Origin of the sequence: Flavobacterium bizetiae (genome assembly GCF_902804475.1) — a bacterium.
GTDB classification, from domain to species: domain Bacteria; phylum Bacteroidota; class Bacteroidia; order Flavobacteriales; family Flavobacteriaceae; genus Flavobacterium; species Flavobacterium bizetiae.
Genome location: NZ_CADCSU010000047.1, coordinates 36,135 through 61,551 on the forward strand (window position 1 = coordinate 36,135; position 25,417 = coordinate 61,551).

At 35.0% G+C, this 25,417-nt stretch carries 19 protein-coding genes; 6 read left to right on the forward strand and 13 right to left on the reverse strand.

The genetic code is table 11. From position 1 onward, the window contains the following. The first annotated feature begins 86 nt into the window (after positions 1 to 86). From FLACOL7796_RS04380 to FLACOL7796_RS04390, 3 genes are read left to right on the forward strand one after another with little or no spacing between them, the layout of a single operon-like run. Positions 87 to 1,412: a sensor histidine kinase gene (locus FLACOL7796_RS04380; protein WP_173969614.1), complete on the forward strand. Its 1,326-nt coding sequence runs from the start codon at positions 87 to 89 to the stop codon at positions 1,410 to 1,412. Beyond that, positions 1,409 to 2,107 (forward strand): response regulator transcription factor, encoded by a 699-nt coding sequence (locus tag FLACOL7796_RS04385; RefSeq protein WP_173969615.1) that lies wholly within the window; start codon positions 1,409 to 1,411, stop codon positions 2,105 to 2,107. Before FLACOL7796_RS04380 ends, FLACOL7796_RS04385 begins: the two co-directional genes overlap by 4 nt. Positions 2,108 to 2,126: 19 nt before the next feature. After that, complete coding sequence (locus tag FLACOL7796_RS04390; RefSeq protein ID WP_173969616.1) at positions 2,127 to 2,558, forward strand: hypothetical protein; 432 nt, start codon at positions 2,127 to 2,129, stop codon at positions 2,556 to 2,558. A 186-nt stretch (positions 2,559 to 2,744) separates the two neighbouring features. On the opposite strand, the gene FLACOL7796_RS04395 is transcribed toward FLACOL7796_RS04390, so the two are convergent. The 5 genes from FLACOL7796_RS04395 to FLACOL7796_RS04415 all read right to left on the reverse strand — a co-directional run bounded on the left by FLACOL7796_RS04395 (position 2,745) and on the right by FLACOL7796_RS04415 (position 6,903). Beyond that, the gene (locus tag FLACOL7796_RS04395; protein ID WP_173969617.1) at positions 2,745 to 3,479 is read right to left on the reverse strand and encodes a hypothetical protein; all 735 of its coding nucleotides are present in this window, start codon (positions 3,477 to 3,479) and stop codon (positions 2,745 to 2,747) included. A 146-nt stretch (positions 3,480 to 3,625) separates the two neighbouring features. Then, positions 3,626 to 3,976, reverse strand: coding sequence for a nuclear transport factor 2 family protein (locus FLACOL7796_RS04400; protein ID WP_173969618.1), 351 nt, complete (start codon positions 3,974 to 3,976; stop codon positions 3,626 to 3,628). Between the two features lie 115 nt (positions 3,977 to 4,091). Next, positions 4,092 to 4,283, reverse strand: a complete 192-nt coding sequence (locus FLACOL7796_RS04405; RefSeq protein WP_173969619.1) for a cold-shock protein — start codon at positions 4,281 to 4,283, stop codon at positions 4,092 to 4,094. A gap of 270 nt (positions 4,284 to 4,553) precedes the next feature. Then, positions 4,554 to 5,759: a PQQ-binding-like beta-propeller repeat protein gene (locus tag FLACOL7796_RS04410; protein WP_173969620.1), complete on the reverse strand. Its 1,206-nt coding sequence runs from the start codon at positions 5,757 to 5,759 to the stop codon at positions 4,554 to 4,556. Between the two features lie 181 nt (positions 5,760 to 5,940). Beyond that, complete coding sequence (locus FLACOL7796_RS04415) at positions 5,941 to 6,903, reverse strand: YheT family hydrolase (protein WP_173969621.1); 963 nt, start codon at positions 6,901 to 6,903, stop codon at positions 5,941 to 5,943. A gap of 259 nt (positions 6,904 to 7,162) precedes the next feature. On the opposite strand from FLACOL7796_RS04415, the gene FLACOL7796_RS04420 reads away from it, so the two are divergent. Then, positions 7,163 to 7,633, forward strand: a complete 471-nt coding sequence (locus FLACOL7796_RS04420; protein ID WP_173969622.1) for a hypothetical protein — start codon at positions 7,163 to 7,165, stop codon at positions 7,631 to 7,633. Positions 7,634 to 7,767: 134 nt separating this feature from the next. Continuing rightward, positions 7,768 to 8,001 carry a hypothetical protein gene (locus FLACOL7796_RS04425; protein WP_173969623.1) on the forward strand — a complete coding sequence of 78 codons (234 nt, stop codon included), beginning with the start codon at positions 7,768 to 7,770 and terminating at the stop codon, positions 7,999 to 8,001. A gap of 88 nt (positions 8,002 to 8,089) precedes the next feature. Here FLACOL7796_RS04425 and FLACOL7796_RS04430 read toward each other — a convergent pair whose 3' ends face one another. The 8 genes from FLACOL7796_RS04430 to FLACOL7796_RS04465 all read right to left on the reverse strand — a co-directional run bounded on the left by FLACOL7796_RS04430 (position 8,090) and on the right by FLACOL7796_RS04465 (position 21,036). Then, complete coding sequence (locus tag FLACOL7796_RS04430; RefSeq protein ID WP_173969624.1) at positions 8,090 to 9,064, reverse strand: glycoside hydrolase family 43 protein; 975 nt, start codon at positions 9,062 to 9,064, stop codon at positions 8,090 to 8,092. Between the two features lie 172 nt (positions 9,065 to 9,236). Beyond that, the gene (locus FLACOL7796_RS04435) at positions 9,237 to 10,412 is read right to left on the reverse strand and encodes an aldose epimerase family protein (RefSeq protein WP_173969625.1); all 1,176 of its coding nucleotides are present in this window, start codon (positions 10,410 to 10,412) and stop codon (positions 9,237 to 9,239) included. Positions 10,413 to 10,476: 64 nt separating this feature from the next. Then, positions 10,477 to 11,505: a glycoside hydrolase family 43 protein gene (locus FLACOL7796_RS04440; RefSeq protein WP_173969626.1), complete on the reverse strand. Its 1,029-nt coding sequence runs from the start codon at positions 11,503 to 11,505 to the stop codon at positions 10,477 to 10,479. A gap of 385 nt (positions 11,506 to 11,890) precedes the next feature. Continuing rightward, positions 11,891 to 13,705 (reverse strand): glycoside hydrolase family 2 protein, encoded by a 1,815-nt coding sequence (locus tag FLACOL7796_RS04445; protein ID WP_173969627.1) that lies wholly within the window; start codon positions 13,703 to 13,705, stop codon positions 11,891 to 11,893. A 222-nt stretch (positions 13,706 to 13,927) separates the two neighbouring features. Next, a complete protein-coding gene (locus tag FLACOL7796_RS04450) occupies positions 13,928 to 14,956 on the reverse strand; it encodes a glycoside hydrolase family 43 protein (protein ID WP_173969628.1) in 1,029 nt (342 codons plus the stop codon). A gap of 273 nt (positions 14,957 to 15,229) precedes the next feature. Continuing rightward, entirely contained in the window at positions 15,230 to 16,402 is a 1,173-nt protein-coding gene (locus FLACOL7796_RS04455; protein WP_173969629.1) for a glycoside hydrolase 5 family protein, read from the reverse strand. Between the two features lie 80 nt (positions 16,403 to 16,482). After that, a complete protein-coding gene (locus tag FLACOL7796_RS04460; RefSeq protein WP_173969630.1) occupies positions 16,483 to 18,009 on the reverse strand; it encodes a RagB/SusD family nutrient uptake outer membrane protein in 1,527 nt (508 codons plus the stop codon). An 18-nt stretch (positions 18,010 to 18,027) separates the two neighbouring features. Then, a complete protein-coding gene (locus FLACOL7796_RS04465) occupies positions 18,028 to 21,036 on the reverse strand; it encodes a SusC/RagA family TonB-linked outer membrane protein (protein WP_173969631.1) in 3,009 nt (1,002 codons plus the stop codon). Positions 21,037 to 21,425: 389 nt separating this feature from the next. Between FLACOL7796_RS04465 and FLACOL7796_RS04470 the strand changes: the two genes are divergently transcribed. Continuing rightward, positions 21,426 to 25,376, forward strand: a complete 3,951-nt coding sequence (locus FLACOL7796_RS04470; RefSeq protein ID WP_173969632.1) for a hybrid sensor histidine kinase/response regulator transcription factor — start codon at positions 21,426 to 21,428, stop codon at positions 25,374 to 25,376. Positions 25,377 to 25,417 lie beyond the last annotated feature (41 nt).

Below are 25,417 nucleotides of genomic sequence, written 5' to 3' on the forward strand. Positions count from 1 at the left end.
TTAATTTAAAAAAGCTTAAAATGCAATAGCTTTGCCTTAACAAAAACAAACTAATTCTCTTATTGCGAATTATAATATTGAAAGAAATGAAAAGAAAAATAATGCTTTTAATTGGTGCCTGTATCTTTACAGTAATTGCTTTGGCTACCATTCAGGGCTATTTTATCTACAATACTTATAAGCTATACGAAAGGGAAATCAACAGTTCTATAAAAAAACAAATCTCTCGTCTGGAAGATACTGACGAATGGGAAGATATAAGTGATACCTGGTCGCTAAACTTAAAAAAATACGCAAAAGAATATGCAAAAGGAAAGGTAACAAAGCAAAATTTTACCACTTACGTGAATGCCAAAAAAGATTCACTTTCGACAGCCACGAAGGTTTACATGAAAAAAATGGGGCAACCGGATGATTACGATATCGATTATTCTATCTACCTGAATTCGATTACATTGTTAAATAATGGAAAAATAGATACTTTATTTAAAGGAAAAATATTGATCCTGGCCAGTGACACTTTAAAAAAGAATAAAATCCTCTCTGCTACGGGGCGCTCAGAGAGTAAAGACAGCAATAATCAACTTACCCTACTCATAAAAAGCGAGCGTTATTATGGTTTTGATGAATTGCAGCGTACTATCATTTCTAAAATGAGCGGTTTATTGATCTTTTCAGTGCTATTAATGGCATTTGTAGTTTTCCTGTATTATATGTCGCTGAAAAACCTAATCACTCAAAAACGTATTGCCGATATTAAAACGGATTTTGTCAATAATATTACACACGAATTTCAAACGCCGCTTGCTACGATGGATATTGCTATTAAAACATTGCAGCGAAAAGACCAGCAAATGAGCCCGGAACATTATAAAAATACGCTGGCTATGATCGACAGGCAAAATGAACGATTACAAAAATTATTTCGTCAGGTAAGAGAAGCTTCTGTAACGCCTATTGCTAATAAAGAAAATATTGAAGTGACGAGTGATGAAATTAAAGATATGATCGAGGATTTTAAACTTTCTAAACCTGATGTAGCAATCAAATTTACAAGTCAGGAAGAAGTTTTTACTATTGCCATGGATCGTTTTCACCTCAACACCATTTTAATCAACTTATTAGATAATGCCGTAAAATATGGTGCCCGAAAAATTGAAGTAGATTTAAAAATAACAGCAGGAAATTTTATTCTTTCTGTAAAAGACAACGGAAAAGGTATTCCTCTCCGGGAACAGGCTTCGATTTTTGATAAATTTTATAGGGTCGATAAAGGAAACATTCACAACAACAAAGGGCTTGGTCTTGGATTATTCTATATCAAACAATTGGTCAAAACCTATAAAGGAACAATTACCGTAAAAAGCGAAGAACAAAAAGGATCATTATTCACCATTACAATTCCGGTATGAAACATCATATATTACTAGCAGAAGATGATTTTGATTATGCTTCTATATTAAAGCAATATCTTGAATTTTCGGGCTTTAATGTTACATGGGCAAAAGATGGAAAAGAGGCTTTGAGAATTTTTTCAGATACGAAACCGGATATTTGTATTCTGGATGTCATGATGCCTCATATGGATGGTTTTACCCTGGCTGAAAATATTATCGACAAACATCCGGAAACTCCTTTTATATTTTTAACAGCAAAAAGCTTTAAGGAAGATAAAATAAAAGGCTTACGTCTGGGTGCTGATGATTATGTCGTAAAACCTTTTGAAGTCGAAGAATTGATTTTACGAATTCAAAACATCCTGAGGCGCAGTCAAAAACCTGTTGTAACGAATGCGCCGGAAGCAAACGTACTTTCTATTGGAACCTATGTTTTTGATGGCGATAATTATACGCTTTCTCATGAAAAAATTACACACCAAATAACCGAGAAGGATGCGCACCTGATTCGGTTTTTATATGCCAATAAAAACAAGCTGGTCAAACGTGAAGATATTTTAAAAGAAATCTGGGGCAATGATGACTTCTTTTCCGGACGAAGCATGGATGTCTTTATCAGCCGCCTTAGGAAATATTTTAGCGAAGATCCGGACATCTCTATTCCCAGCGTAAGAGGTTTGGGATTTAAATTTAATACTAAAAACGAATAAAAATTTAAAAGCAATACACATGAAAATCATTTTAATTATAACACTCCTAATTTTAAGTACTTTAGCTCAGGCACAAACAGCAGAAGCTAAAGCGGGAAATACAACAGCCGTTGCAAAAGCCCCTTCAACACAAACAAGAACAACAAAATCTTCTACATCAGTTTCTATTTCTGATTCAGATAATTATTATTCTTTACTGGCAAGTTTTGATGCTAATAAAAATAAAAAAGTAGAAAATTTATTGTCTGATAATTTAGACGACAGTTTATTATCCCATGAATCCGGCAGTAAAATCTGGAAAAAAGACAGTGACGGTCAAACCGCATATTCTTTTGTTTTAAGAGACGGAAAACTAAAGGCAAGCATTGACAAAGAATTAGTCTCTAGCGAAACCTTTAAAAAATTAAAAGCATTGGGAGAAAAAATTTCTGAAACAATTTCGAAAGGTTAATTGCAACATTTTCAGATTTTATACCTCCAGCCAATTCAAAATTTACTTTAACCAAAAAATGCACGAATGATTTTATTCGTGCATTTGTTTTTCATTTCCAAGTTTTTAATTAATTTTTATACACCAAAAACACAATATCAAATGAACAGACGAAGCGAGTTTATTATTACTAAAATGTAATAGAGGCTAGAAATGACTCAGGCTTTTTCTGTATTTATCCATCATTACTTTAAATAAATCTTTGTTAGAAGGAGGCGACAAAACAATGGCTTTAGAGCCTGAGGATATTGATTCTTCGATATTTCCTAAACTTGTGCCTCCGGTCGCCATGATGGGGAAACCGGGAAAATTTACCGCAATATCTTTAAGGATTTTATTGGTGTACTTCCCTCCTGTTACATGAAAAATATCAACGCCTGCATCTATTTTACTTTTTAAAAAATTATAATCCGAAGAAGCGATACTGGCAATTATAGGAATGGTTATTTTCTTTCTGATTTTTTGCAAATCATGATTCTCAAAGGGTATATTCACAATGATTCCCGCCGCACCCATTTCTTCAGCATATTGTGCCATTTCAAGGGATTTTTTGCCTCTTGTTGTTCCTCCGCCTACACCACATATTACGGGTTTACTGCAAAAATCGACCAATGATTTTATAATTCTTGAAGAAGGTGCAAAAGGATAAACAGCCAGAATGGCATCGGCATCATTGTTTTCGATAATGGCCATATCAGTAGAAAAGAGAAACGATTTTAGTTTTTGTTCTCCTATCAAAATGCCTTCACATTTTTTTTCAATGATTTCGGGTGTTGTGAGTGCTTTCTTTTCTCTTTTATTTCTCCAGAAGAGTTTTTCTAAAAGTGAAATTTTTCTAGTGCTTCCCCATAATGAGTCTGAATTTGAGTTTGGCTGGATCATTCTATTTTAATTTTAGAAGCTAATATATTGTAGTAAATTCTAAAATTTTAAAAAATGAAGACCCAAAATTCAATATCTGTAATGAAATAAGGAAAAATTGTAGTGAAATAATAAAAGACAATTCAAGTCTGTAATTAAGAAGCTGATTACTTAGAATTATCCTCGATAACAAAAGCTCTTAACTCCGCCATCTTGCCGTCGCGAAATTGCCAGGTATCACTATAAAAATAATGTACCATTTTTCCGTTCGTATCCTTAAGACTAATTGTACCAATTGCCGTTACAAAATCACCTTCGGCAATTAAATTTTCAACCTTAAATATTGGTGGTTCTACATATTCTACAGCCATATATTCCCGTACAGCTTGCTTTCCTTGCAGCGTTTTATCTCCAATGAATATCCATTTTGTATCATCCGTACAATAATATAAAAAACCTTCATTATCGCCACTACTAACAGCTGCATTTGCTTTTTCAAGTACTTCCTTATTATTCATAAACTCTTATAATTAATGATTTTATAAAATGTTCCTGCTACACATTAGAAACTTTTGATATCAAAAAAAAAGTACCTGCCTTGGCAAGTACTTTAGATCATTTCTCATCCTATATTTAGACAACTACTACGTTTACAGCGTTCGGCCCTTTTTTGCCTTCTGCTATTTCGTAACGCACTTCGTCGTTCTCACGAATATTTTCTGATAAACCTGAAACGTGAACAAAAATTTCACTTCCACCGTTTTTTGGAGTAATAAATCCAAATCCTTTTTCTTCATTGAAGAATTTTACTGTACCTTCTTGCATCTTATTAATTATTTATTGATCATAAATGTACTACATTTATCATTACGATACTGAAAAAGAGTAAATTAGATTTAAAAAAAACAATAAATTTATTTTAGTATAAAAATTAGTGACCTCATTTTGATCTAAGTACAGCCAAATAAAAGAGTAAAATCACGATCTATAAAATATTTTTACTCACCTGAAAACAGAATTCCTATATGCGTTATAATGAAGGATTCAGCCATAAAAAAAGAAGCTGTCTCTTACAAAACAGCTTCTTTTTATTTCTTATCGAAGGATTTTTAGATACGCACTATAGGCATCATCCTTGATAGAAGTTCGAAGATAAACTTCGTTTTCGTCTTTTGTACTAAATTCAAACTGAATTAAAGCAGCGTCAGAATAATAATACATATAATTCTCTTCGGCAAACTCAAGATTAGAAATAGGTCGCGTTGATAGCTTCATATCGAATGCCATTTCACCATTTGCTAAGTCTATCTGAAAAAGTTTTCCCTTACGCGTATATCCCCACGCATTATCACTTTCCTCGACAACATATTCGATAATATCATTTTTAAAATCCGTTTTCCAGATCTGAGTTCCTGTTTTTGAATCTACAGCATATAGCGACGAAACTTCCGGACCTTCTGCTGCAAAATAGAGCTTTTTGTCTTTGCTAAAAATACGATCCTTGATATTACTTTGATTTTCATCTAATTTAAATTGCCAAACAATATCCAGAGTATTAGGATTTAAGGCAAAAACCACATTTTTTTCGTTGGCTACAAATACATTTTCACCATCAGTTACCGCTTTTCCGTGTATGGGTTCTTCAAAAGTTTTCTGCGAAAGAAGTTTTCCTGTATTGGCTTCAAAACTATAAAAGTTATTCCCACTTTGCGTAAATACTTTATTATCAAAAAAGAGCACCGGAATATCATTGTTTGAACCCTCTAATTTGTAATTCCAAATTAAACTACCGTCCTTTATATCAAGGGCATAAATATTATTGTTAGGACTTTGAGTTGTGATAAACAGTTTTCCGTCATTAATAATTGGAGCTTGGTTTTTTAATACAATTTGATCTGTAATAGTACCTAATCTTGATTTCCAGAAAATCTGTCCGGTTTTGTTATTAATCGCAAAAATTTCACCGTTTATAAAAGGAACATACACTACTCCATCTTGTAACGTAAGCTGATTGGCACACATTTCAGTATGCGAATCTGTCGCTTTCACCGTCCAGTTAAATGCTTCCGATTCTAGATTAAACGACATCAAAGAACCATCATAATCATAAATTAGAATCGATTGCGGATCTAACGCCACTTTTTTAAGCGGATTGATGGCTTTGTTGGTAACGATATCATTAGCAGTTAAAACTTTATTATTAGAATAGCTATTCTTGCCTGACTTTGAATTACTTGGAGCCTGCCCAAACATATTAATTGCAGTACATACAAATAAAAGCGTTACTAGATTTTTTTTCATTTTAAAAATTTGGGGTTGATAATTGATTTCCTTTTTAATAGAATAAATTACTCTTTCAAAATAAAATACGTCATCAAATAGTGATAAAACCGTTTAAATTCAGCTTATTAAATGCTACGGCTCAACCAATATTCAGGTCAAATATAGTAAAAATTTATTATCGGATTTTAGAAGCTTTCTTCTAGCTTTTGTAGGATTCAAAAAAGCCATAAGCTCTTTTTTCTGCATAAGAATAAGTAGAATCACGCAACGGAAAAGCACAATGTCCTCCGTATTTTGGAGTTTCAAGATACACATAAGCACTTTCCTGAGCTATAGCCCTTGGATAACATCTTTCGCCTAAAAAAGGATCATCGAGAGAATTGATAATTAAAACCGGCGTAGTAATATTTTTAAGGGAAAATTCCGGAGAAACTTGTTGGTAATAATCGTCGCGACTGGCAAAACCATGCAAAGGCGCTGTAAAATAATGATCGACTTCATCAAAAGAAGTAATACTGTCAATTTGATCGCGATTGATAAAATCAGGAAATTGTGCTGCTTTGTATTTCAGCTTCCTTTTAATATCGATGGTAAAATTCTTTAAATAAACCCTGTTAAAACCTTGTTTAAGCACTTCAGCACTGGTCGCAATATGTGTAGGTACCGAAATGCAAACTCCGGCTTTTATACGCTCATCGATTTTGTTCCAGCCAAAATAATTCAGAAGCTGTACGCCTCCCATCGAATATCCAATCAAATAAACTTCTTCGAATCCTTTTTTCAGAACAAACTGAACCACTTCGTCAAGATCATCAACCGCACCGTGGTGATAAAGTCTGGGCAAACGATTCATTTCTCCGCCACAAGTACGATTGTTCCAGGCGAAAACCGAAAAATCTTTCTGCTGAAAATAAACCGCACAACTATTATTGTATGTTCTGCGCGAATCTCCTTCTAAACCATGACATAAAATAACCGCTTTTTTAGGATCGTTGAGGATAAAATCGATATTGATAAAATCTCCGTCATTCAATTCAATCTTCTCTCTGGTGTATCCGGGCGCATCGAACTTTTTAAACAAAGCAGCATAAATTGTAGAAACATGCCTGTTGCGATGAATAATAGAAGGTAAGTCATATTCTGATTGCTCAATTACTGGCATGATAGGAAATGTTTTTGGTGGCGTTATACAAATCTAAGAAATCAATCAACACGTAATTTTAAAAACGTCTTTTTTATTATACTTTTATGAAACAAAAACATAGCTTACTGATAAACAACAATTTAAAATTACAAATAATTATATTATTACAGATGTTAAAAATTTGCGGTTTATCCGAATTTTACAAAATACAAATGTTATTCTGTAACCAGCCATTTTAAAAAAGTGTTAGATTTGAGTTGTCTCTAAAAATATTATGATGAAAAATTCTCTGCTACTTTTACTATCCGTTTTCTGTTTCTCATGCCATCAAAAAGAAAATAAAGTTGCTCCTGTTCAAACTTCAGAGCCTGTTATCACTAAGCAAGAAGAAAAAGTGAACAAACAGATTGGCGATACCATTTTCATGAATTTTAGAAATGAAAAAGAGCTTTTTACCGCAGAAGGTGCAATAGATTCTATTCACCCAAGAACATATGTGAAATTCAAAAATGAAGATTTGGGCGAATTAAAAGGAAATCTTGTTCCTACTACCGGAAAAGGAAATATTCGTTTTAATCAGATCATTTTTCCCGATAATACTTCAGACGGACCTTTTGGAATGGATTTGAATGTTCCTCTTAAACAAAAAGGAAATTATATAATAGTCGTGGGACATTCGCAAATGGCTGATAATCCTTTTTGGGGAAAATTTAGAATAGAGCTTGAGACTATAAAAAGCAATAAATAAGTTAAATAGTGATGTATTATATTCATTTCTAATTTGTTAAACTGTAAATCTTATAACAAATTTAGCTTTTCGTATAAACAAAAATTAAAGCTAAAACACTAATTTTGAGACTACAAACCCCTAACATAATCGTCATGGAAAAATCAAACCTTAACAACAGTGGAAACCTTAATAAATGCCCGTATCAAAGTATGGTTTATGGAAAAGATAATTGCGATTTGATTTATAGAAAATCATACAAAGGTGATTGGGGACATTGGGATGACTTGCCTGAGAACGCCATACTTAACAATTGTAGTGAGGCAAACGAAATTGAAAATTCAGTCGCAGATCCTAAAATGGGAGAAAGCGAACCGGATCATTTATAAAAAATCAAATACATCTTATCATTTTTTAATATTATATAAAATCAAAAATCCCCTTTTATTACGAAAGGGGATTTTTTATGCACAGCACTTAATTCTTCAAAAAGTTAAAACTATTATTGACTGCCTTCAATTCGTTGCCCACAAACTCAATATCAATAATGCCTGCTTTTCGCGGAGAAACAGCACTTTCATTAAAATGCGTATGTAACACATAATGCATTTTCTGATTTTTATCCCAAAAGACATCGCCATGACCAATTCCGTTTTGATTGGTATTTTTTCGACTAATGATCGGACTGTTTTTCGATTTTTCCCAAGGCCCTAACGGACTTTTACTGGTGGCGTATCCAATAGCATAATCGATATTTCTGAAATCATTTGCAGAATAAATCAGATAATACAAACCATTGTGTTTTAAAACCGTAGGACCTTCTGTCACAGGCCAATTTGTATTTTCAGTATTTTCCCAAGGCAATGTTCCTGAAATACATTCGGTTAAAGATTCTGATTTAATGCTTTGAAGATCATCGTTTATTTCGGCAACAAAAATTCTGTTTCCGTTCGTTAATCTCACGTAATACAAATATTTTTTTCCGTCCTCATCGATAAAAACAAACGGATCGATCTGATTTCCGGTTTTAATAATAGGTTCTTTTAACTCACTTTTAAATGGCCCAAGCGGACTATCGCTAACAGCTGTTGCAATGTTTTCGTTGGCAGTATAAATCATATAAAATTTGTTTTTATACGAAAGAACCTGAGGCGCCCAAAAACCTTTATCGCCAAAAGAATCTCCTTTTTTCAGGGCAAGACCATTTTGAGCTCCAATCGGACCTTTCCAATCCTTTAGATCTGATGACGTATACACCTGAAAACCTTCACCATTTGGGATATCTCCGGATGTGGTTCCGTATAAATAATACATTCCGTTATGATAAAAAATCGTAGGATCGGCCAGTAAAATTGTACTGGTTTTGACTTCTTTGGGTTTCTCAGTGTTTTTTTCCTGCGAACAGGCCGCGAAAACGCAAAGTGATGTTATTAAGGTTAATATTTTTTTCATTTTAGTTTTTTTATAGGTTTTATTTTGTCATCCTGAGGAACGAAGGATCACAAAAGAGATTCCGCACAGTAATTCTCCAATCTTTGTCGAGTTTCTAGTGCGATCCTTCGTTCCTCAGGATGACAAAACAATCTCACATTTTACATTTTACATTTTACATCTCACTAATAATCTATTTCACCGAAAACTGATAATAAGAAACAGTATGATATTTTTGTCCCGCTTTTAAAACAATCGATGCAAATTTTGGCTGATTGGGTGCATCCGGAAAATGTTGTGTTTCAAGTGCAAATGCAGTCCTAAAATCGTCTTTAGATCCTGATTTCATGGTATTTTTTGATTGCATGAAATTACCGCTGTAAAACTGTAATCCAGGTTCTTGTGTAAAAATATCCATCGTAATTCCGGATTGATCTCCTGAAATTGTCGCGGCATGATTCAGTCCGTTTTTCTTTGTTCCGTTTAGCACATAATTGTGGTCGTATCCTTTCCCAAATTTAAGCTGCTCGTCTTTCGTTTCGATTTTTTCACCAATGGTATGTTGAGATGTAAAATCAAATGGCGTATTTTTTACTGATTTTAATTCACCATTCGGAATCAAGCCTTCATCAACCGGAGTAAATTCATTAGCATAAATCTGTAATTGATGATTTAAAATCGTACCACTTCCCTCTCCATTCAAATTAAAAAACGCGTGATTGGTTAAGTTTACAATCGTAGTTTTATCCGTTGTCGCTTCGTACTCCATTTTAATCGAATTATCATCCGTAATCGTATACGTTACTTTTACCTTTAAATTCCCAGGAAAACCTTGTTCTCCGTCTGGTGAAACATAGCTAAAAACCAACGTGTTTTCGTTTGTTTTTTCAGCATCCCAAACTACATCCTGAAAACCTTTTACACCACCATGCAAAGCATTTTTCCCGTTATTAAGCGGCACCTGATATTGTTTTCCCTCTAAAGTAAATTTCCCCTTTGCAATTCGGTTTCCGACTCTTCCAATTGTTGCTCCAAAATAAGGTTCTGTTGAGTTTTTAAAACCTTTTGCGCTATTAAATCCAACTACAACATCAACTGGTTTTCCATTTTTATCTTTCACCAAAAGACTCACTAATCTTCCACCATAATTAGTAAAAGAAGCTTTGAGATCTTTGTTTCCTATCCAATACAAATTGACTTTTTTTCCATCGATTATGGTATCAAAATTTTTAGTTTCCAGAACTGTTTGTGCCGAATCTGCAATCTTATCCGCATTCTCTTTTAATGGCGCATTCTCCTTTTTTATGTCTTTACAACTAAATTGAAAAAGTGCCAGCATTGCAACCGCGGCTATTTGAATGTTTTTCATCTTTTATATCATTACGAGGAACGAACCGAATCATCCTCAATTAGTATTCTATTTTCTCTTTCGTCTATTTCGAAGGCAGCGCCAACTTTGTAGTTTCACTTACCGGTTCACCTAAAACCGGAAATCCGTTTGCATCCCAATTGATTTTCTGCATTCTTGGCGATCTTTTATTTCCACATCCTTCACCCGCATTCGAATTTGCGTGGTACAAAATCCAGTCTTCTTTTCCGTCAGGAGATTTAAAAAATGAATTGTGTCCCGGTGCATACACTTTGTTTTTATCTGACTGTTTGAATAATGGTTCAGGAGATTTTTTCCATGCCGATGCATCCAATAAATTATCCCCGCCGGTAAAAATTAATAATCCCAAAGCGTAGAAATCTGTCCAGCAGCCACTAGCCGAAAACACAATAAAAACTTTACCGTTTCTCGACAAAAACTGAGGCCCTTCGTTTACATTTACCTGCGCCGGATTTTTGTCGTCATGCAAAGCCCCGTGCGTTTCCCAATTGTTTGTTGGCGCCGAAATCATAACGCGATCTCCCTCTATCTCAAGCGGATTCTTCATTTTTGCAATGTAAATATTCTGCTGTCCGTTAGTATCGCCTTCCCATCCTGCCCAAATCATGTACAATTGCTTTTTATGTTCAAAAACATTTCCGTCAATCGCCCATTTGTCTGTTTTGGCAGCAATTTTTCCTTTAAACTCAAAATTTCCTTTAAACGGATCTGACGATTTATTTTCTAAAACATACATTCTGTGATTGTTGTTGTCACCATTATCCGCCGCAAAATAGCAATACCATTTTCCGTTTATAATATGAAATTCCGGCGCCCAGATCTCCGATGAATAGTCCGTTCCTTTTGGTGCTTCCCAAATAACTTTACTTTGCGCATTTTTAAGATCAGATAAATCTTTTGTTTTCCAAAGCTCTAATCTGTTTTGCAGCGTATTAGTGTAATAATAATATCCCTTGTAATACGTACTGTAAGGATCTGCGCCCGATGGCAAAATAGGATTTGTGAATGTTTTTTGCTGCGAATATCCAGCTGAAACCATCAGTAATAAAAAGGGTATTAGGTATTTTTTCATTTTATTTTTTTGTTGTTGGGCTTGTTTTTTATCGAAAACTTTGTCAAAGCTGATTTATTTTTTCAGGAGCTAATCCCGCTATCCGTTCCAATCTTTTATGCCGAACACCGGCACAAAAGATTGGAACGGATAGCGGGGCTAGGGCAATCATTTTCATAAGAATGTTTCCGTATAATTTCTAATTCTAGACAATGTTTCCACAATCTTGTCATCCTGACGAAGGAAGGATCACACTCGAAACTCCACGCAAATAATCGACAATCTTTGTCGAATCCCGAGTGTGATCTCTCCTTCGTCGAGATGACAAACTGGGCTCATATTTCTCTCTCACATAAACTTTGTCAAAGTTTGAAACTTTGACAAAGTTGCTCCATATTCAAAAATCTTATTTATGATTCAAAGCATCAATAACTTCAGTATTGATTTTATTTACTGCTTTAAAATCCATTTTATCTACTTTTCTGTCGTAGGTCATGAAACCGTTTACTTCGCCCTCAACATCTGTCGTTTGGGTATAAACTGCTGCTGAAAAACCTGTTTTTACATAATTCTTTAAGATTTTAGCATACTTAATATATTCTGCTGTTACTTCGTTTTCATTTTTAAATTTAATATATCCCCAATTGTCGTTTGCTCTCCATAAATGACCTTCAAGCGGCAAACCAATTCCGCCATATTCGCCTAAAACGGTCACACGTCTTGCATCATACAAATACATTTCCGGTCCCGGATAATTGTGCAAATCAAGAATATCTCCGGTTTGAAAATGATTTCCTCCGCTTGAAGAATTCGTTAAACGGCTTGGATCGTGATTTTTTGTCCATTCTGTAATTTCAACCGTTTTAAATTGTCCCCAGGCTTCGTTAAACGGAACCCAAACCACAATACTTGGATACGAATACAAATGATCCATTATTTCCCTCCACTCTTTTCTGTAAATCTCTTCTGATTTTGCTGTACGCTGCAATTCAGTTCCTTCAAAGTATTTTCTGTTTTGCCAAAGCGGTTGTTCGTCTCCGCTTGGCATATCCTGCCAAACTAAAATTCCCAATTGATCGCAATGCGTATACCAGCGTTCCGGCTCGACTTTTACATGTTTACGGATCATATTAAAACCTAATTCTTTGGTTTTTATAATATCATATTTTAAAGCTTCATCGGTTGGAGCCGTATACAATCCGTCTGGCCACCAACCCTGATCTAAAGGACCAAACTGAAAATAATCTTTGTTATTAAGCTGCATTCTCACGATACCGTTTTCATCTCTTTTTGATGCAATTTTTCGCATCGCAAAGTAACTTTTCACTTCGTCAACTACTTTATTATTACTAATCAAACGAATTTTTGTCTGATATAAAAACGGACTTTCCGGCGACCATAATTTTGGATTATTCAAAACAATATCATTGCTTTCGCCTACTACAGCTTTAGCTTTGGCTATTTCTTTTCCTTCATCAAAAACAGCTATTTCAACTAAATCTCCAGTTGTTGCTCCAGCAACATCAGCTTTTATGCTAATGGTGTTTTGGTCAAGATTAGGTATCGTTTTTAAAGTTGAAATACTTTTTGCATTTACAGGTTCTATCCAAACGGTTTGCCAGATCCCAGTAACGGGCGTGTACCAGATTCCTTCGGGATTTTTAACTTGTTTTCCTCTTGGCTGTGGTCCGTCATTGGAGGGATCCCAAACTTTTACCACCAGTTTTTGATTTTTTCCTTTTTGGATGAAAGGTGTAATATCAAATGAAAATGGCGTGTAACCACCTGTATGCGAACCAATTTTAATATTATTAATATAAACTTCTGTTTTCCAGTCAACAGCACCAAAATGCAATAGAATGTTTTTTCCGTTCCAGTTGGATTCGATCGAAAAATTGGTTTCGTACCAAAGTTCATTTTTTGCGCCAACTTCTTTCATCACGCCAGACAAACTAGATTCAGCCGCAAACGGAACCAAAATTTGCCCGTCATATTTTGAAGGCGCCGTTTTGCCAAATTCCTGAATGGCATAATTCCATAATCCATTCAGGTTTTTCCATTGACTGCGCTCCATAATCGGACGGGGATATTCCGGTAATGTTTTAGCAGGATCAACCTGACTTGCCCATTTTGTTTTGATTTTATCTCCCTGAGGTTTCCATTGTGCATGAACCAGGCAGCTTAAAAAAAGCGCCAATACAACAGTTGTTTTTCTATTCATTATATCTTGTTTTGTGCAACGATTCTAAGAATTATTGCCATTTCATTTTCTTCTTTACTAAATAAATTACCAGACTATATCCACATAGCCTGGTAATTTCAAACACTAACTTAACTAACCAATCCTTTTTTAATTATGAATTATAAATGGTGAATTGTAAATGAATCAAATAATGTTTAAAAGCTTTGAAATAATTCACCATTAACAATTTACAATTCACCATTATTTTTTAAATTTCTTCACCAGACCGTCGTATTCTTTTTTCGAAATGGTAATCATGCATCCGTGACGTACTTTTTCAGGAAAACTGTATTTATCCCAATCGGCAAAAAAGGTATAACCTGAAGCTTGAAACCATGGTCCATTTGGATTATCTGCAATTGATAATCCGTAAGAAACTCCCGGATATTGTTCGTAATACATGTACCATATTTTATCATCAGGAGAAGGAATTAACATGGGCGCTTCTCTAAAATTTGGACTGATCGATTGTTGTGGCAAAGAATAAGGTCCTAATAATGATTTTGATTTTGCGATTCGAACTGTTTTTCCGGTTGTCCAGTATAATGTTGGATAGGTTTCATCTTTCATTACAGCATAATACGAATCACCGATTTTACGAATGAAAACATCTATGGTTCCCATATCCCAATCGAACAAACGTTTTGGTGTTCCTTCGAAAGTTTTTAAATCTTTAGACAAAACATACAACGTTCGCTGACTTGCCCAGTAACGTTCCGGATCTTCTTTTGTTCCGTCAAGATGTGGCGTATGCCAGGTCATGATAAACTTTTGAGAATCCTGATCGTAATACAATTTCGGTGCACCAATTCGCTGTAAAGCATTCGCGTAATCCGGCGTGCTTTTTAAATCGGGCGTATAATCTGAATGCTTTTTCCAGGTAATTAAATCATCGGAAACCCAGATATTGATCGTTTTTGCATCGTCGCCAGTATTTCCGGCGATATAATATTTTCCGTCCGGACCTTTGCAGATATCCGGATGTCCTTTATAATCCTCAAAAACTCTTTTTCCGCTGTTTAAATTTTCCCAATGCAAACCATCAAGACTCACGGAATAATACAATCTGCCGTAATCGTTGTGCGTCATGTGCGCAAAAAGATAGGCTTCGTTTTTAGGTTTTTCAGTTCCCTTAACTTGTCCCGGTGGATCCGGCTGTTGCGCTTTCGCAGAAAAACCAATCAGAATTGCCGCCAGAAAAAAGAACTGTTTCATGGTGTATTTTTTCATTTTCACTTGAGATTAAAATTTTTTTTTTGCCACAGATTAAAAGAATTAAAAAAGATTTTTTCAAACACACAGGAACAAATTTTCTTTGTCTAGAAAGGGTATTTCACTAATTAAAATATACATAGCTATGTGTAAAAGCTAGCTTTTATTATCATCTTAAAAAGAGGCAATAAATCTATGTTACTATGTGTTTATTTTTTACCACAGATTGGATTAATCCTTTTAATCTGTGTAATCTGTGGCAAAAAAATATCAAATTGACACATTATCTAATTACTTCTTATTCGCTTCAGATGTCATTTTCTTAATCAAATCTGTTTCTGCTTTTATGTATGGCGTTCCGTCGTTTTTAAGTACTTCGTGAAACCAAAGTTTTGGCTCTGAATTGTATTTTTTAGTCCAGCTGTCCCATGCGTATTTGGTTTGTGTTTTTCCGTCAACAAAACCCCAGTTGATCATACCAACATTGTATTTTTTTGCAATTGGTAAAAAGCCTTCAAAAGTGCTTCCGTTAGGTCTTGCCATATATTCTGTACACAATAAAGGTTTTCCGTAACGCTGTAATTCTTTGATTACTTTTTCGAAATCTGCCGGAGTATTATAATTATGAAAAGAAACTACATCAGATTGCTCGATTTGCATTTTGTGCATTGGTTTCATCTTTGCTTCATCGCTCCAGTCTCCTACCCAAACTCCGGAAGTTAAGGGTTGTGACGGATTGCTTTCTCTCGCCCAGACAAAAACATCTTTTAAAAGTGGTAAGATCAAATCGACTTTGTTTTTGATTTCGATTTTTTCGTAAGATGGTCCCGTCATATTATCCGGTTCGTTCCAAACATCCCAACCCAAAATACGTTTGTCGTCTTTGAATTTTGCAACGGTTTCTTTTACATATTTCTCTAAACGTGGATATTGTGTTTTATCCTGTAGTACTTTTTGTCCCGGACTTTGTACCCAGCCTGAATTGTGTGTGTAGGGTTTTGGGGCTCTTTGTTTTCCTAAAGCAGGAAACGGATCCCAGCAGGAATCAAATAAAACGAATAGTGTTTTAATGTGGTGTTTATCTGCAATTTCCAAAAATTGGTCCATTCGTTTGTAAAGTCCTTCCGCATCTTGCTGGTGCAATAAATCGTGCAGGTAAACACGCATTACATTCATGCCAATACCTTCTGCCCAACCCAATTCCTGATCGATTCTTTTGGGATCAAATGTATCTTCCTGCCACATCTCTAACTGATTTATAGCTGTGCTAGGATAATAATTTGCGCCTACTAACCAAGGTTGTTCTGCATACCATTTATTGGCCTGATCTTTTGTCCAGATTTCTCTTTTCTCGATTTTAGCGGTTTCACTTTTACTTTCTTCGGTGTTGTTTTTTTTGTTGTTGCAACTAAGCAATACTAGTCCTGCCAACATTAATGTCAGATACAATTTTACTTTTTTCATTATAATTTTTGTTATTATGAACGATCGTTCTTTTAATAAGGGAATCAGATCAAATACATCTGATTCCCTTTAAAAATGGTTTAATATTCTGCGTGTTGTTTTAAGTTCGGGTTATTCTGCACCTCTACTTGCGGAATAGGTAATCTTTGATTTTTTCCTACCACAAAGTTTTTAAAATCAGGATCACGAAGTGCAATTTTATCTACAGAAGCCTGAGTGTTTAAATCTCCCCAACGTTTTAAATCTTCCCAGCGAACACTTTCTCCGGCCAATTCTAAAACACGTTCTGTTTTTAATCTTTCTAAGAATTTATCGTGATCGTTTCCAATTTCAGGATGCGCTGCTGCCAAAGTATTCATGTTGACACGCGCTCTCACTAAATCAACATATTGATAGGCATCAGCTGTATTTCCCGTTTCGTTTAGCACTTCGGCGTAACGCAATAATATATCAGCATAACGAACCAGTCTGTAGTTGACCTGACTGTAATAATCTTCGTTGTTTCTGTAATAATCACGGCTTCCTTTTCTAAACCACGCTTCGTCATTGCCCCACTCCCAGTTTTTACCGTATACTTTGTCTCCAAAATCAGCTTGTAATTGTGGGTAGTATAACGTATATCTTAATCTGGTGTCAAGATTTCCGTCTTTGTTTTTTTCTTGTTTAAAGGCATTTACTAACCAAAAACGAGCTTGTCCGTCTGACCATCCAATTCCTCTTGGTGCAAAAAACTGCGCACGGTTGCTTGAAACTGCAGCACTCTGACCTTCATCTGTTCCTCCGCTTTTTTGATCTCCAAACTGAATTTCAAATACGGATTCTTTATTGTTTTCATTTACATCCGTAAAGTTGTCTCTGTAATTGGCTACCAAATTATATTTGGCACCCGGACCGCTAATTAAATATTCTAATGCCGTTTTTGCTTCGGCCCATTTGTGCTGTTGCATGTATACTTTTGCTAAAAAAGCCTTTGCAGCTCCTTTGTCAGGTCTTCCGGTTTGATCTGCTGACCATGAAGAAGGCAAATCGGCGAAAGCCTCATTCAAATCTTTTTCTACTTGTGCAAAAACTTCGGTTACATTTTTCTGTGCCGGCAAATCTGCAGGTGTAGAAGGCTCTAAAACGATTGGAATATTCTCCCAAAGAATGGCAGCATAATAGTAATGCAGCGCTCTAAAAAACTTCGCCTGTGCTATAATTTTCTTTTTGTCGTCTTCATTCTGAAAAGTAATATTTGGCACATTTGCTAATACCTGATTACATCTAAAAACGGCTTTGTACGTATCTCTCCAGGTTACTACCTGCCCTTCCCAAAAATTATAATTGATATAATTAAATCTGGTCCAGTCTGCTAATTCTGTCCACGGGCTATTGCTGAATCCTTCATCAGACGTTAAATCCAAACGGAAATAAATCCATCTTGCCCATAATCCATCTTTATAAAACATGGCATAAATAGAGTTTACTCCTGCCTGTGCGTCACTTTCGGTCTTCCAATACTGATCTACTGTTACAGCATTTGGGTTGTTCAGGTCCAGTTCGTTTTCACATGAAGATGTGAAAAACAGGCCTGAAAAAATTGCTATTAAAACTATTATTCTTTTCATTACGCGATTTTTTTAAAATTAGAAGCTAAATTCAACACCAAATGAATACGTCTGTAAATTTGGGAAAGCGCCATTATCAACACCTCTCTGAAAAATATTAGAGTTACTGAACTCAGGATCTAAACCTTTGTATTTTGAAATTGTAATTACATTTTGTGCCGATATAGTTAATCTTGCTCTTGTAATTCCTGCTGTTTTCAAAACACTATCCGGAATGTTGTATCCAAATCCGATGTATTTTAGGCGGATAAAATCACCACTTTCTAAGAATCTGTCTGTATCTCCTCTTGAGTTTAGGGTTGTTCCTTTTACAATTCTAGGAAAATCGGTATTAGGGTTTTCCGGAGTCCATGGCTGAATTCCTCTTCTGTAATTACTATTGTCATCAAAACGATCTACAACACTTCTAAATCCGTCGTAAACTGTTGCTCCGTGAGACGCGATCCAGTTCATAGAAAAATCAAAACCTTTGTATTCTGCTCCTGCATTTAAACCCATTTCAAATTCCGGCCAGGGACTTCCTACGATGTCTTTGTCTTCGTTTGTAATTTCTCCGTCGCCGTTAATGTCTTTAAAGCGAATATCTCCCGGTTTTGCATTTGGCATAATTACTTTACCATCGGCGTTTTTGTAGTTGTTAATTTCAGCCTGGTTTTGAAATAATCCGTCAGTTTGCAAAACGTACCACATTCCTACTGCGTTTCCGGCACGTGTGATCGTATTATCCTGAATGTTTTGGTTTTGTCCGTTACCTAATGAAACCAGTTTATTATTCACTTTAGTGAAATTGATAGAAGCATTAAAAGAGAAATCATTGATTTTTTTGCTGTAAGCCAATTCCAGTTCAAGACCTTTATTTTCTACCGTTGCAGCATTCGAAATTGGATTTCCTCCGTCGTTACCTGTAGTCAATAAAATTGGAAAACCAAACAATACATCTTCTGTACGTGCCACAAAATAATCGGCTGTAAAGCGTAAATCATTGTTAAGCACACCAAGATCTAACCCAAAGTTGGTTTGTTTTAATTTTTCCCAACGCAATTGTGCGTTTGATAATCTTACCTGAGTTGCAGCAGGATACAAACCTTGTCCGTTACCCAAAACTACAGTTCCAAACGTATTGATGAAACTTTTGTATTCGTAGTTTCCAATATTTCCTGAACCCAGTTCTCCGTAACTTGCTCTTAGTTTTAAATCTTTAATAAATTCTGATTTAAAGAAAGATTCGTTGTTAATTCTCCATCCCGCAGAAACTGATGGGAAATTCCCCCATTTGTTGTCATCGCTAAATCTTGATGAACCATCGCGACGTATCACTGCATTAATCAAATAACGATTGTCATAATTGTATTCTAATCTTCCTAAATAAGAAGTTAGTGCCGCTTCGTTTCTAAAGCCTCCTACTTCCGGTGAATCTCCTAAATCTAAAACATCATAGTACGAACCTGTTCCTGAGTTGATTAAAAGATTTCTTTTTGTTCCGTAAATTTGGTTGTAATTGTCTTTTTGAAATGTTTGACCTACCAAAACCGTCAAATCATGTTTACCAAATGCTTTTTTGAAAGTCAATGTGTTTTCGTAAAGCAATGTTTCTGATCTTCCTTTATTTTGGTTGATGAATGATTTTTCTACCGGTTGGTTTAATGTCCAGTTCCCTAATTTTCTCATGAAATTATAGCTGTCAAAGCTGGTTTCATATCCAAAATTAAAACGGTATTTAAGCCACGGCGTGAATTTAAGTTCAGACCAGATGTTTCCTCTTATTCTGAAATTTTCGTTTATTGTATTGGCAAAATCAGCCAATGCAAGCGGGTTGGTACCAAAAGTATCCGCAACACCCTGTTTTCCGTAACCATAACCTCCCGGGTTAGCAGCGTCATAAACCGGAATTGTAGGCGTTAATCGGTACACATCGATAATTGGATTTCCTGACATTTCATCGGTTTTAGAATTACTGATGGCAATGTTTTCTCCTATGCTGAAAATTCCTTTAGAACCGCTTGAATTTACTCTAAATGAAATTCTGTCAAAATCAGTTCCTACTACAGTTCCTTTGTTTCCAAAATAATTTCCCGACATAAAAAATGATGAGTTATCTCCTCCTCCGGAAACACTTACATTATAGTCGTTTATCATTCCGTTCTGAAAAACTACATCCTGCCAGTCTGTATCTACAGCCATATTTAAGTTTTGTCTTGGCGCTCCGGCATTATCATAAGCCTGATTGTTGAATTTTGCGAACTCTTCAGTTCCCATTAAATCATATCTTGGCATAGAAGTAAAACTCGTTTTAGCTGAAGCTTCAACTTTTAGCGGGCCTTTTTTACCTTTTTTCGTGGTAATAATGATTACACCATTTGCTGCTCTTGAGCCATAAATTGCTGCGGCTGATGCATCTTTTAAAACCTGAATCGTTTCGATATCATTAGGGTTAAAATCGCGGTTTGCCGATGTAACCAAGCCATCAATTACATATAATGGATTGGTGCTTTGAAGATTTTTTAAACCACGAATTTCGATATTGGCTTCCTGTCCCGGACGTCCGCCGCCACGAACTTTAACTCCTGTAACTAAACCCTGAAGTCCATCGGCAACGGTGGTAACCTGACGCTTTTGAATTTCGTCGGCTTTTACAAGAGAAACAGCTCCTGTAAGATCCTTTTTTTGCTGCGAACCGTAACCTACAACTACAATTTCGTCTAGTTTCATCGCATCTTCAGGTAAAGAAGCGTCTATTGTTGTAGCATTATTAATCGCGATTTCGATGGTTTTAAATCCCTGCGAACTAAAAATCAGGGTTTGATTTGAAGCTGCAGTAATTTTATATCTTCCGTCGAAATCGGTAACTGCTCCGTTTTTGGTATTCTTGATGACAACGTTTGCAAACGGAATTGGTTCTCCTGTCGAAGAAGCTACTTTTCCCGTTATGGTTATTTGCTGTTGCGCATACGTTTGCTGCACTAATAAACTAAAGAAAAACAAGAGGTAATATCTCTGCTTTAAAATTTGAGTGAGTTTGGTTTTCATTGATTTTTCATTTTAGATAGTTTTCTTTCTTGGTTGGTTTTACAATTAATTGGTAAAGTTTTAGCCGTCTTTTATTCGAACGGCACGCCATTTTAAATTGGCACATGATAATAATCTGTTCATTTTAATTCAAAAGTATTAATGGTGTTATTTTTTAAAGTTAATTTTATTGATGCTCTATTTTTATAGCCTAAAAATTGTCAATATCATTTATTTAAAAAGTCAAAGTAGATGATTTTAATTCAAAATAAAATGATTCATTTGTGTCAATTTCTATCTTAAATGAGTCAAATTGTAGAATATAAGCCCAATAAACACTGGTTTGCATCATTTTGTTGAACATTGACACGATTTGATTAAAACATGATTTTATCTTAAATAACACAACAATGCGTAAATTCTTTCTTTTTTTATTTTTATTGATTTTTTCGATAAATTTTATTCAGGCACAAGAATATTATTTTAAACATTTTCAGGTCGAAGAAGGACTTTCAAACAACACTGTTTTGACTTCTTTGCAGGATGATGATGGCTTTATGTGGTTTGGAACTAAAGACGGTTTAAACCGGTTTGATGGCTATCGTTTTAAAACTTATCGCAGTACTGGAAACCCTATTCATAGTTTAGGAAGCAACTATATTCAGTCGCTGCATGAATATAAAGGTGTAATTTGGGTAGGTACTGATAAAGGATTATATCAATACAATAAAAAAACAGATGAGTTTACTGTTCTAAATGAAGCAATTAACGACAGGATAAACGATATTAAGCACGATAAAAACGGGAATATCTGGTTTATTTCAGGAAATATTCTGTACAAATATTCGACGGTAAAAAAAGAAACCAAAACGTTTAATCCTAATAAATACTTTATTGTTACCTCGATTACGCAAGATGCAAACGGTCAGATCTGGGCTTCATCTTTAAATAAAATCTACCGTTATTCTGAAGAAAATCTCTCGTTCGAAAACATTCCGATAACGCCTCCTGCGGGTTCAGCAAATTTTAGAATTACCGTAATTTATGCTTTGGATAAAAATAATGTTGTAATTGGTACTCAGGATGATGGGGTTTTGGTCTATAATATTCCGAACAAAACAACGTCAAGCCTGGTTTTTTCGTCTAAAAATCCGGTTTATGTACGACAATTTAAAAAGAAAGGCAATGACGAACTCTGGATTGCCAGCGAATCTGGGGTTTATGTGTACAACCTAAAAACGAAAGTGAGTGTAAATCTTAGAAAAAATTATAATGATCCGTATGCAATTTCAGATAATGCGGCGTATTCTATTACTATTGATAAGGAAAACGGAATTTGGATCGGGACTTATTTTGGCGGTATCAATTACCATCAAAAACAATACACGCAATTCAAGAAATACTTTCCGCAGAAAGGACAAAACTCCATTAGCGGAAGCGCTGTCAGGGAAATTCATAAAGATGATAAAGGCGATCTCTGGATTGGAACCGAAGATGCAGGCCTAAACCGGTTTAATCCTAAAACGCAGCAATTTATCTCGTATTTGCCAAACGGAAGCAAAAACAGTGTTTCCTATTATAATATACATGCTTTAATGCCCCGAAAAGACAAAATTTGGGTAGGAACTTTTGAGCATGGTCTGGATGTTCTGGATCGAAATTCCGGTGCGGTAATCAAACATTACAGCGCCAATAATCCGTCGTCAGGATTGCGAAGTAATTTTATTTTCTCTTTTTATAAAACAAAAAAAGACGAACTGATTGTCATTACAACAATGGGACTTTATTTGTATAACGAGCAAAACGACAATTTCGACACCTTAAAAACCTTTCCTGAAACAACACATTATACCAATTATAAAGAAGATCGCGACGGAAATTTGTGGGCAGGAAGTTATCGCGATGGTTTGTTTTATTATAATCCGAAGACCAAAAAGAAAGAGGTTTTTATTTATGATTATAAAAACCCGAATGGCATTAGCAATAATTCGATCAATTATATTTTTGAAGACAGTTCGAATCATTTATGGTTTGCAACCGAAAACGGTTTGAATTTGTTCGATAAAAAAAGCAGAACGTTTAAAAAATTCACCACCAAAAACGGATTCCCGAGCAATGTTGTGTATTCGATTTTGGAAGATGATGCTAAAAATTTATGGCTTACCACATCGAAAGGTTTGGTGAAATTTGGCCCGGATCATAAAAGCATTAAAATTTACACCACAGCAAACGGTTTACTGAGCGATCAGTTTAATTATGCCTCGGCTTTTAAGGATGTAAATGGCGATATGTATTTTGGAAATCTTAACGGCATGATTAGCTTTAATCCTAAGAATTTTACCAAAAACAAATACACGCCTTCGATTTTTATTACCAATCTTCAAATTAATAATAAGGATATTTATGCCAACGGAGATGATTCGCCTATAAAACAATCTATTTCGCATATTGATGAACTGGAACTCAACAACAATCAATCTTCTTTTAATCTTGAATTTGCGTCTTTAAATTATACGGCTCCGGAACTTACTGAATATTGGTATAAACTCGAAAATGTAAATAATGAATGGGTATATCTGGAACGCAACAATAAAGTTTTCTTTACCGAATTAGCGCCTGGAGATTATGTTTTTAAAGTAAAATCTTTGAATAGTTTTGGGGTTTGGAGTAAAGAAATTGAATTAAAAATCAGGATTCTGCCTCCGTTTTGGGCCAGTTCTTATGCGTATTTTTTCTATTTTTTATTGATTTGTGGTTCGTTTTATTACATCATTCGTTATTCGCAAAACCTCACTCAGATTAAAAACAATCGAAAAATAAAGCATCTTAACGACGAAAAAGAGAAAGAAATCTATCAGGCCAAAATTGATTTCTTTACGAATGTAGCGCACGAAATAAGAACGCCGCTAACGTTGATAAAAGGCCCGTTAGAAAAGCTTTTGGTCATGGATCATCAATTGCCGGAAGTACCTCAGAATCTTTCGATAATGAAAAAAAATACCTCGAGATTATTGAAATTGGTTAATGAATTACTGGATTTTAGAAAGTCGGAAATTGGCGGATTGAAACTGACTTTTGTCGAGGCAAATATTTCATCGATGGTAAGGAATTTTCATTTAAGATTCAGTCAATTGATTGAAGAAAAGGAAATTGAGTTTGAACTGGAATTGGGTGATAAGGATATTTTTGCTTTTGTAGATAAAGAGGCTTTTAAAAAGGTGTTGAGTAATTTGATGAATAATGCGATTAAATACTCCAAAGATAAAGTTTCGATTTCGCTTTTTAGGGATGAAAAAAAACTGACTTTGATCGTGAAAAACGACGGAAATTTGATTCCGTTTCATTTGAAGGATAAGATTTTTGAGCCGTTTTTCAGGGTTGATAATATGAATGCAACTTCGGGAACGGGAATTGGACTTTCGCTCGCACATTCGCTGACACAATTACACAACGGAAGTTTACAGCTGCTTCAGGATGCTAAACTAAATGTTTTTGAACTTGTTGTACCGCTGCGTCAGGAAGAGGAATTTATGTTTTATAATGAACCTGAAAATGAAGCAAATGAAGCAGAATCTGAAACTATTGAAACCGAAAACAAACAGGAAAAGCCTCAACTTTTAATTGTAGAAGACAATGAAGATTTACTAAACTTTATTTCAACCGAATTGTCGTCGATTTATACGGTTTTAAAAGCAGATAACGGAGAAAACGCACTGAAAATCATTCACAACGAGAATATTCAACTTGTTATTAGTGATGTTTCGATGCCTGTTATGGATGGAATTACGTTGTGTAAAGAAATTAAGGCGAATCTCGAAACGAGTCATATTCCAGTAATTTTGCTTACCGCTAAAAACTCGCTGAAATCTCAAATTGACGGACTTGGATCTGGTGCAGATGCTTATATCGCAAAACCTTTTTCGATGGATTATTTAAAGGTTCAGGCGAATAACCTGATCGAAAACCGAAAACAGATTATGAATTATTATGCGAGTTCTCCCCTTTCTCATATCAAAAGTATTGCGCACAATAAAACCGATGAAAAGTTCCTTAAAAAACTCGACGAAGAGATTTTAAAAAACATCACTGATTCGGATTTAAGTGTAGAATCTTTGGCAGAAATTATGAATATGAGCCGTTCGACTTTATATAGAAAAATAAAGGATATTTCGAACTTAAGCCCAAACGAACTTATCAATATTGTTCGTTTAAAAAGAGCCGCAGAACTCCTTTTGAATGAGAATTTTAAGATGTATGAAATTGCCGAAAAAGTGGGCTATAAATCGCAAACGAGTTTTGGCAGAAACTTTCAAAAGCATTTTTCGATGACACCATCTGAGTACATTGCCATGAATAAATAATTTATTATTACAATTAGCTTATAAGGATGAATGTAAAAACT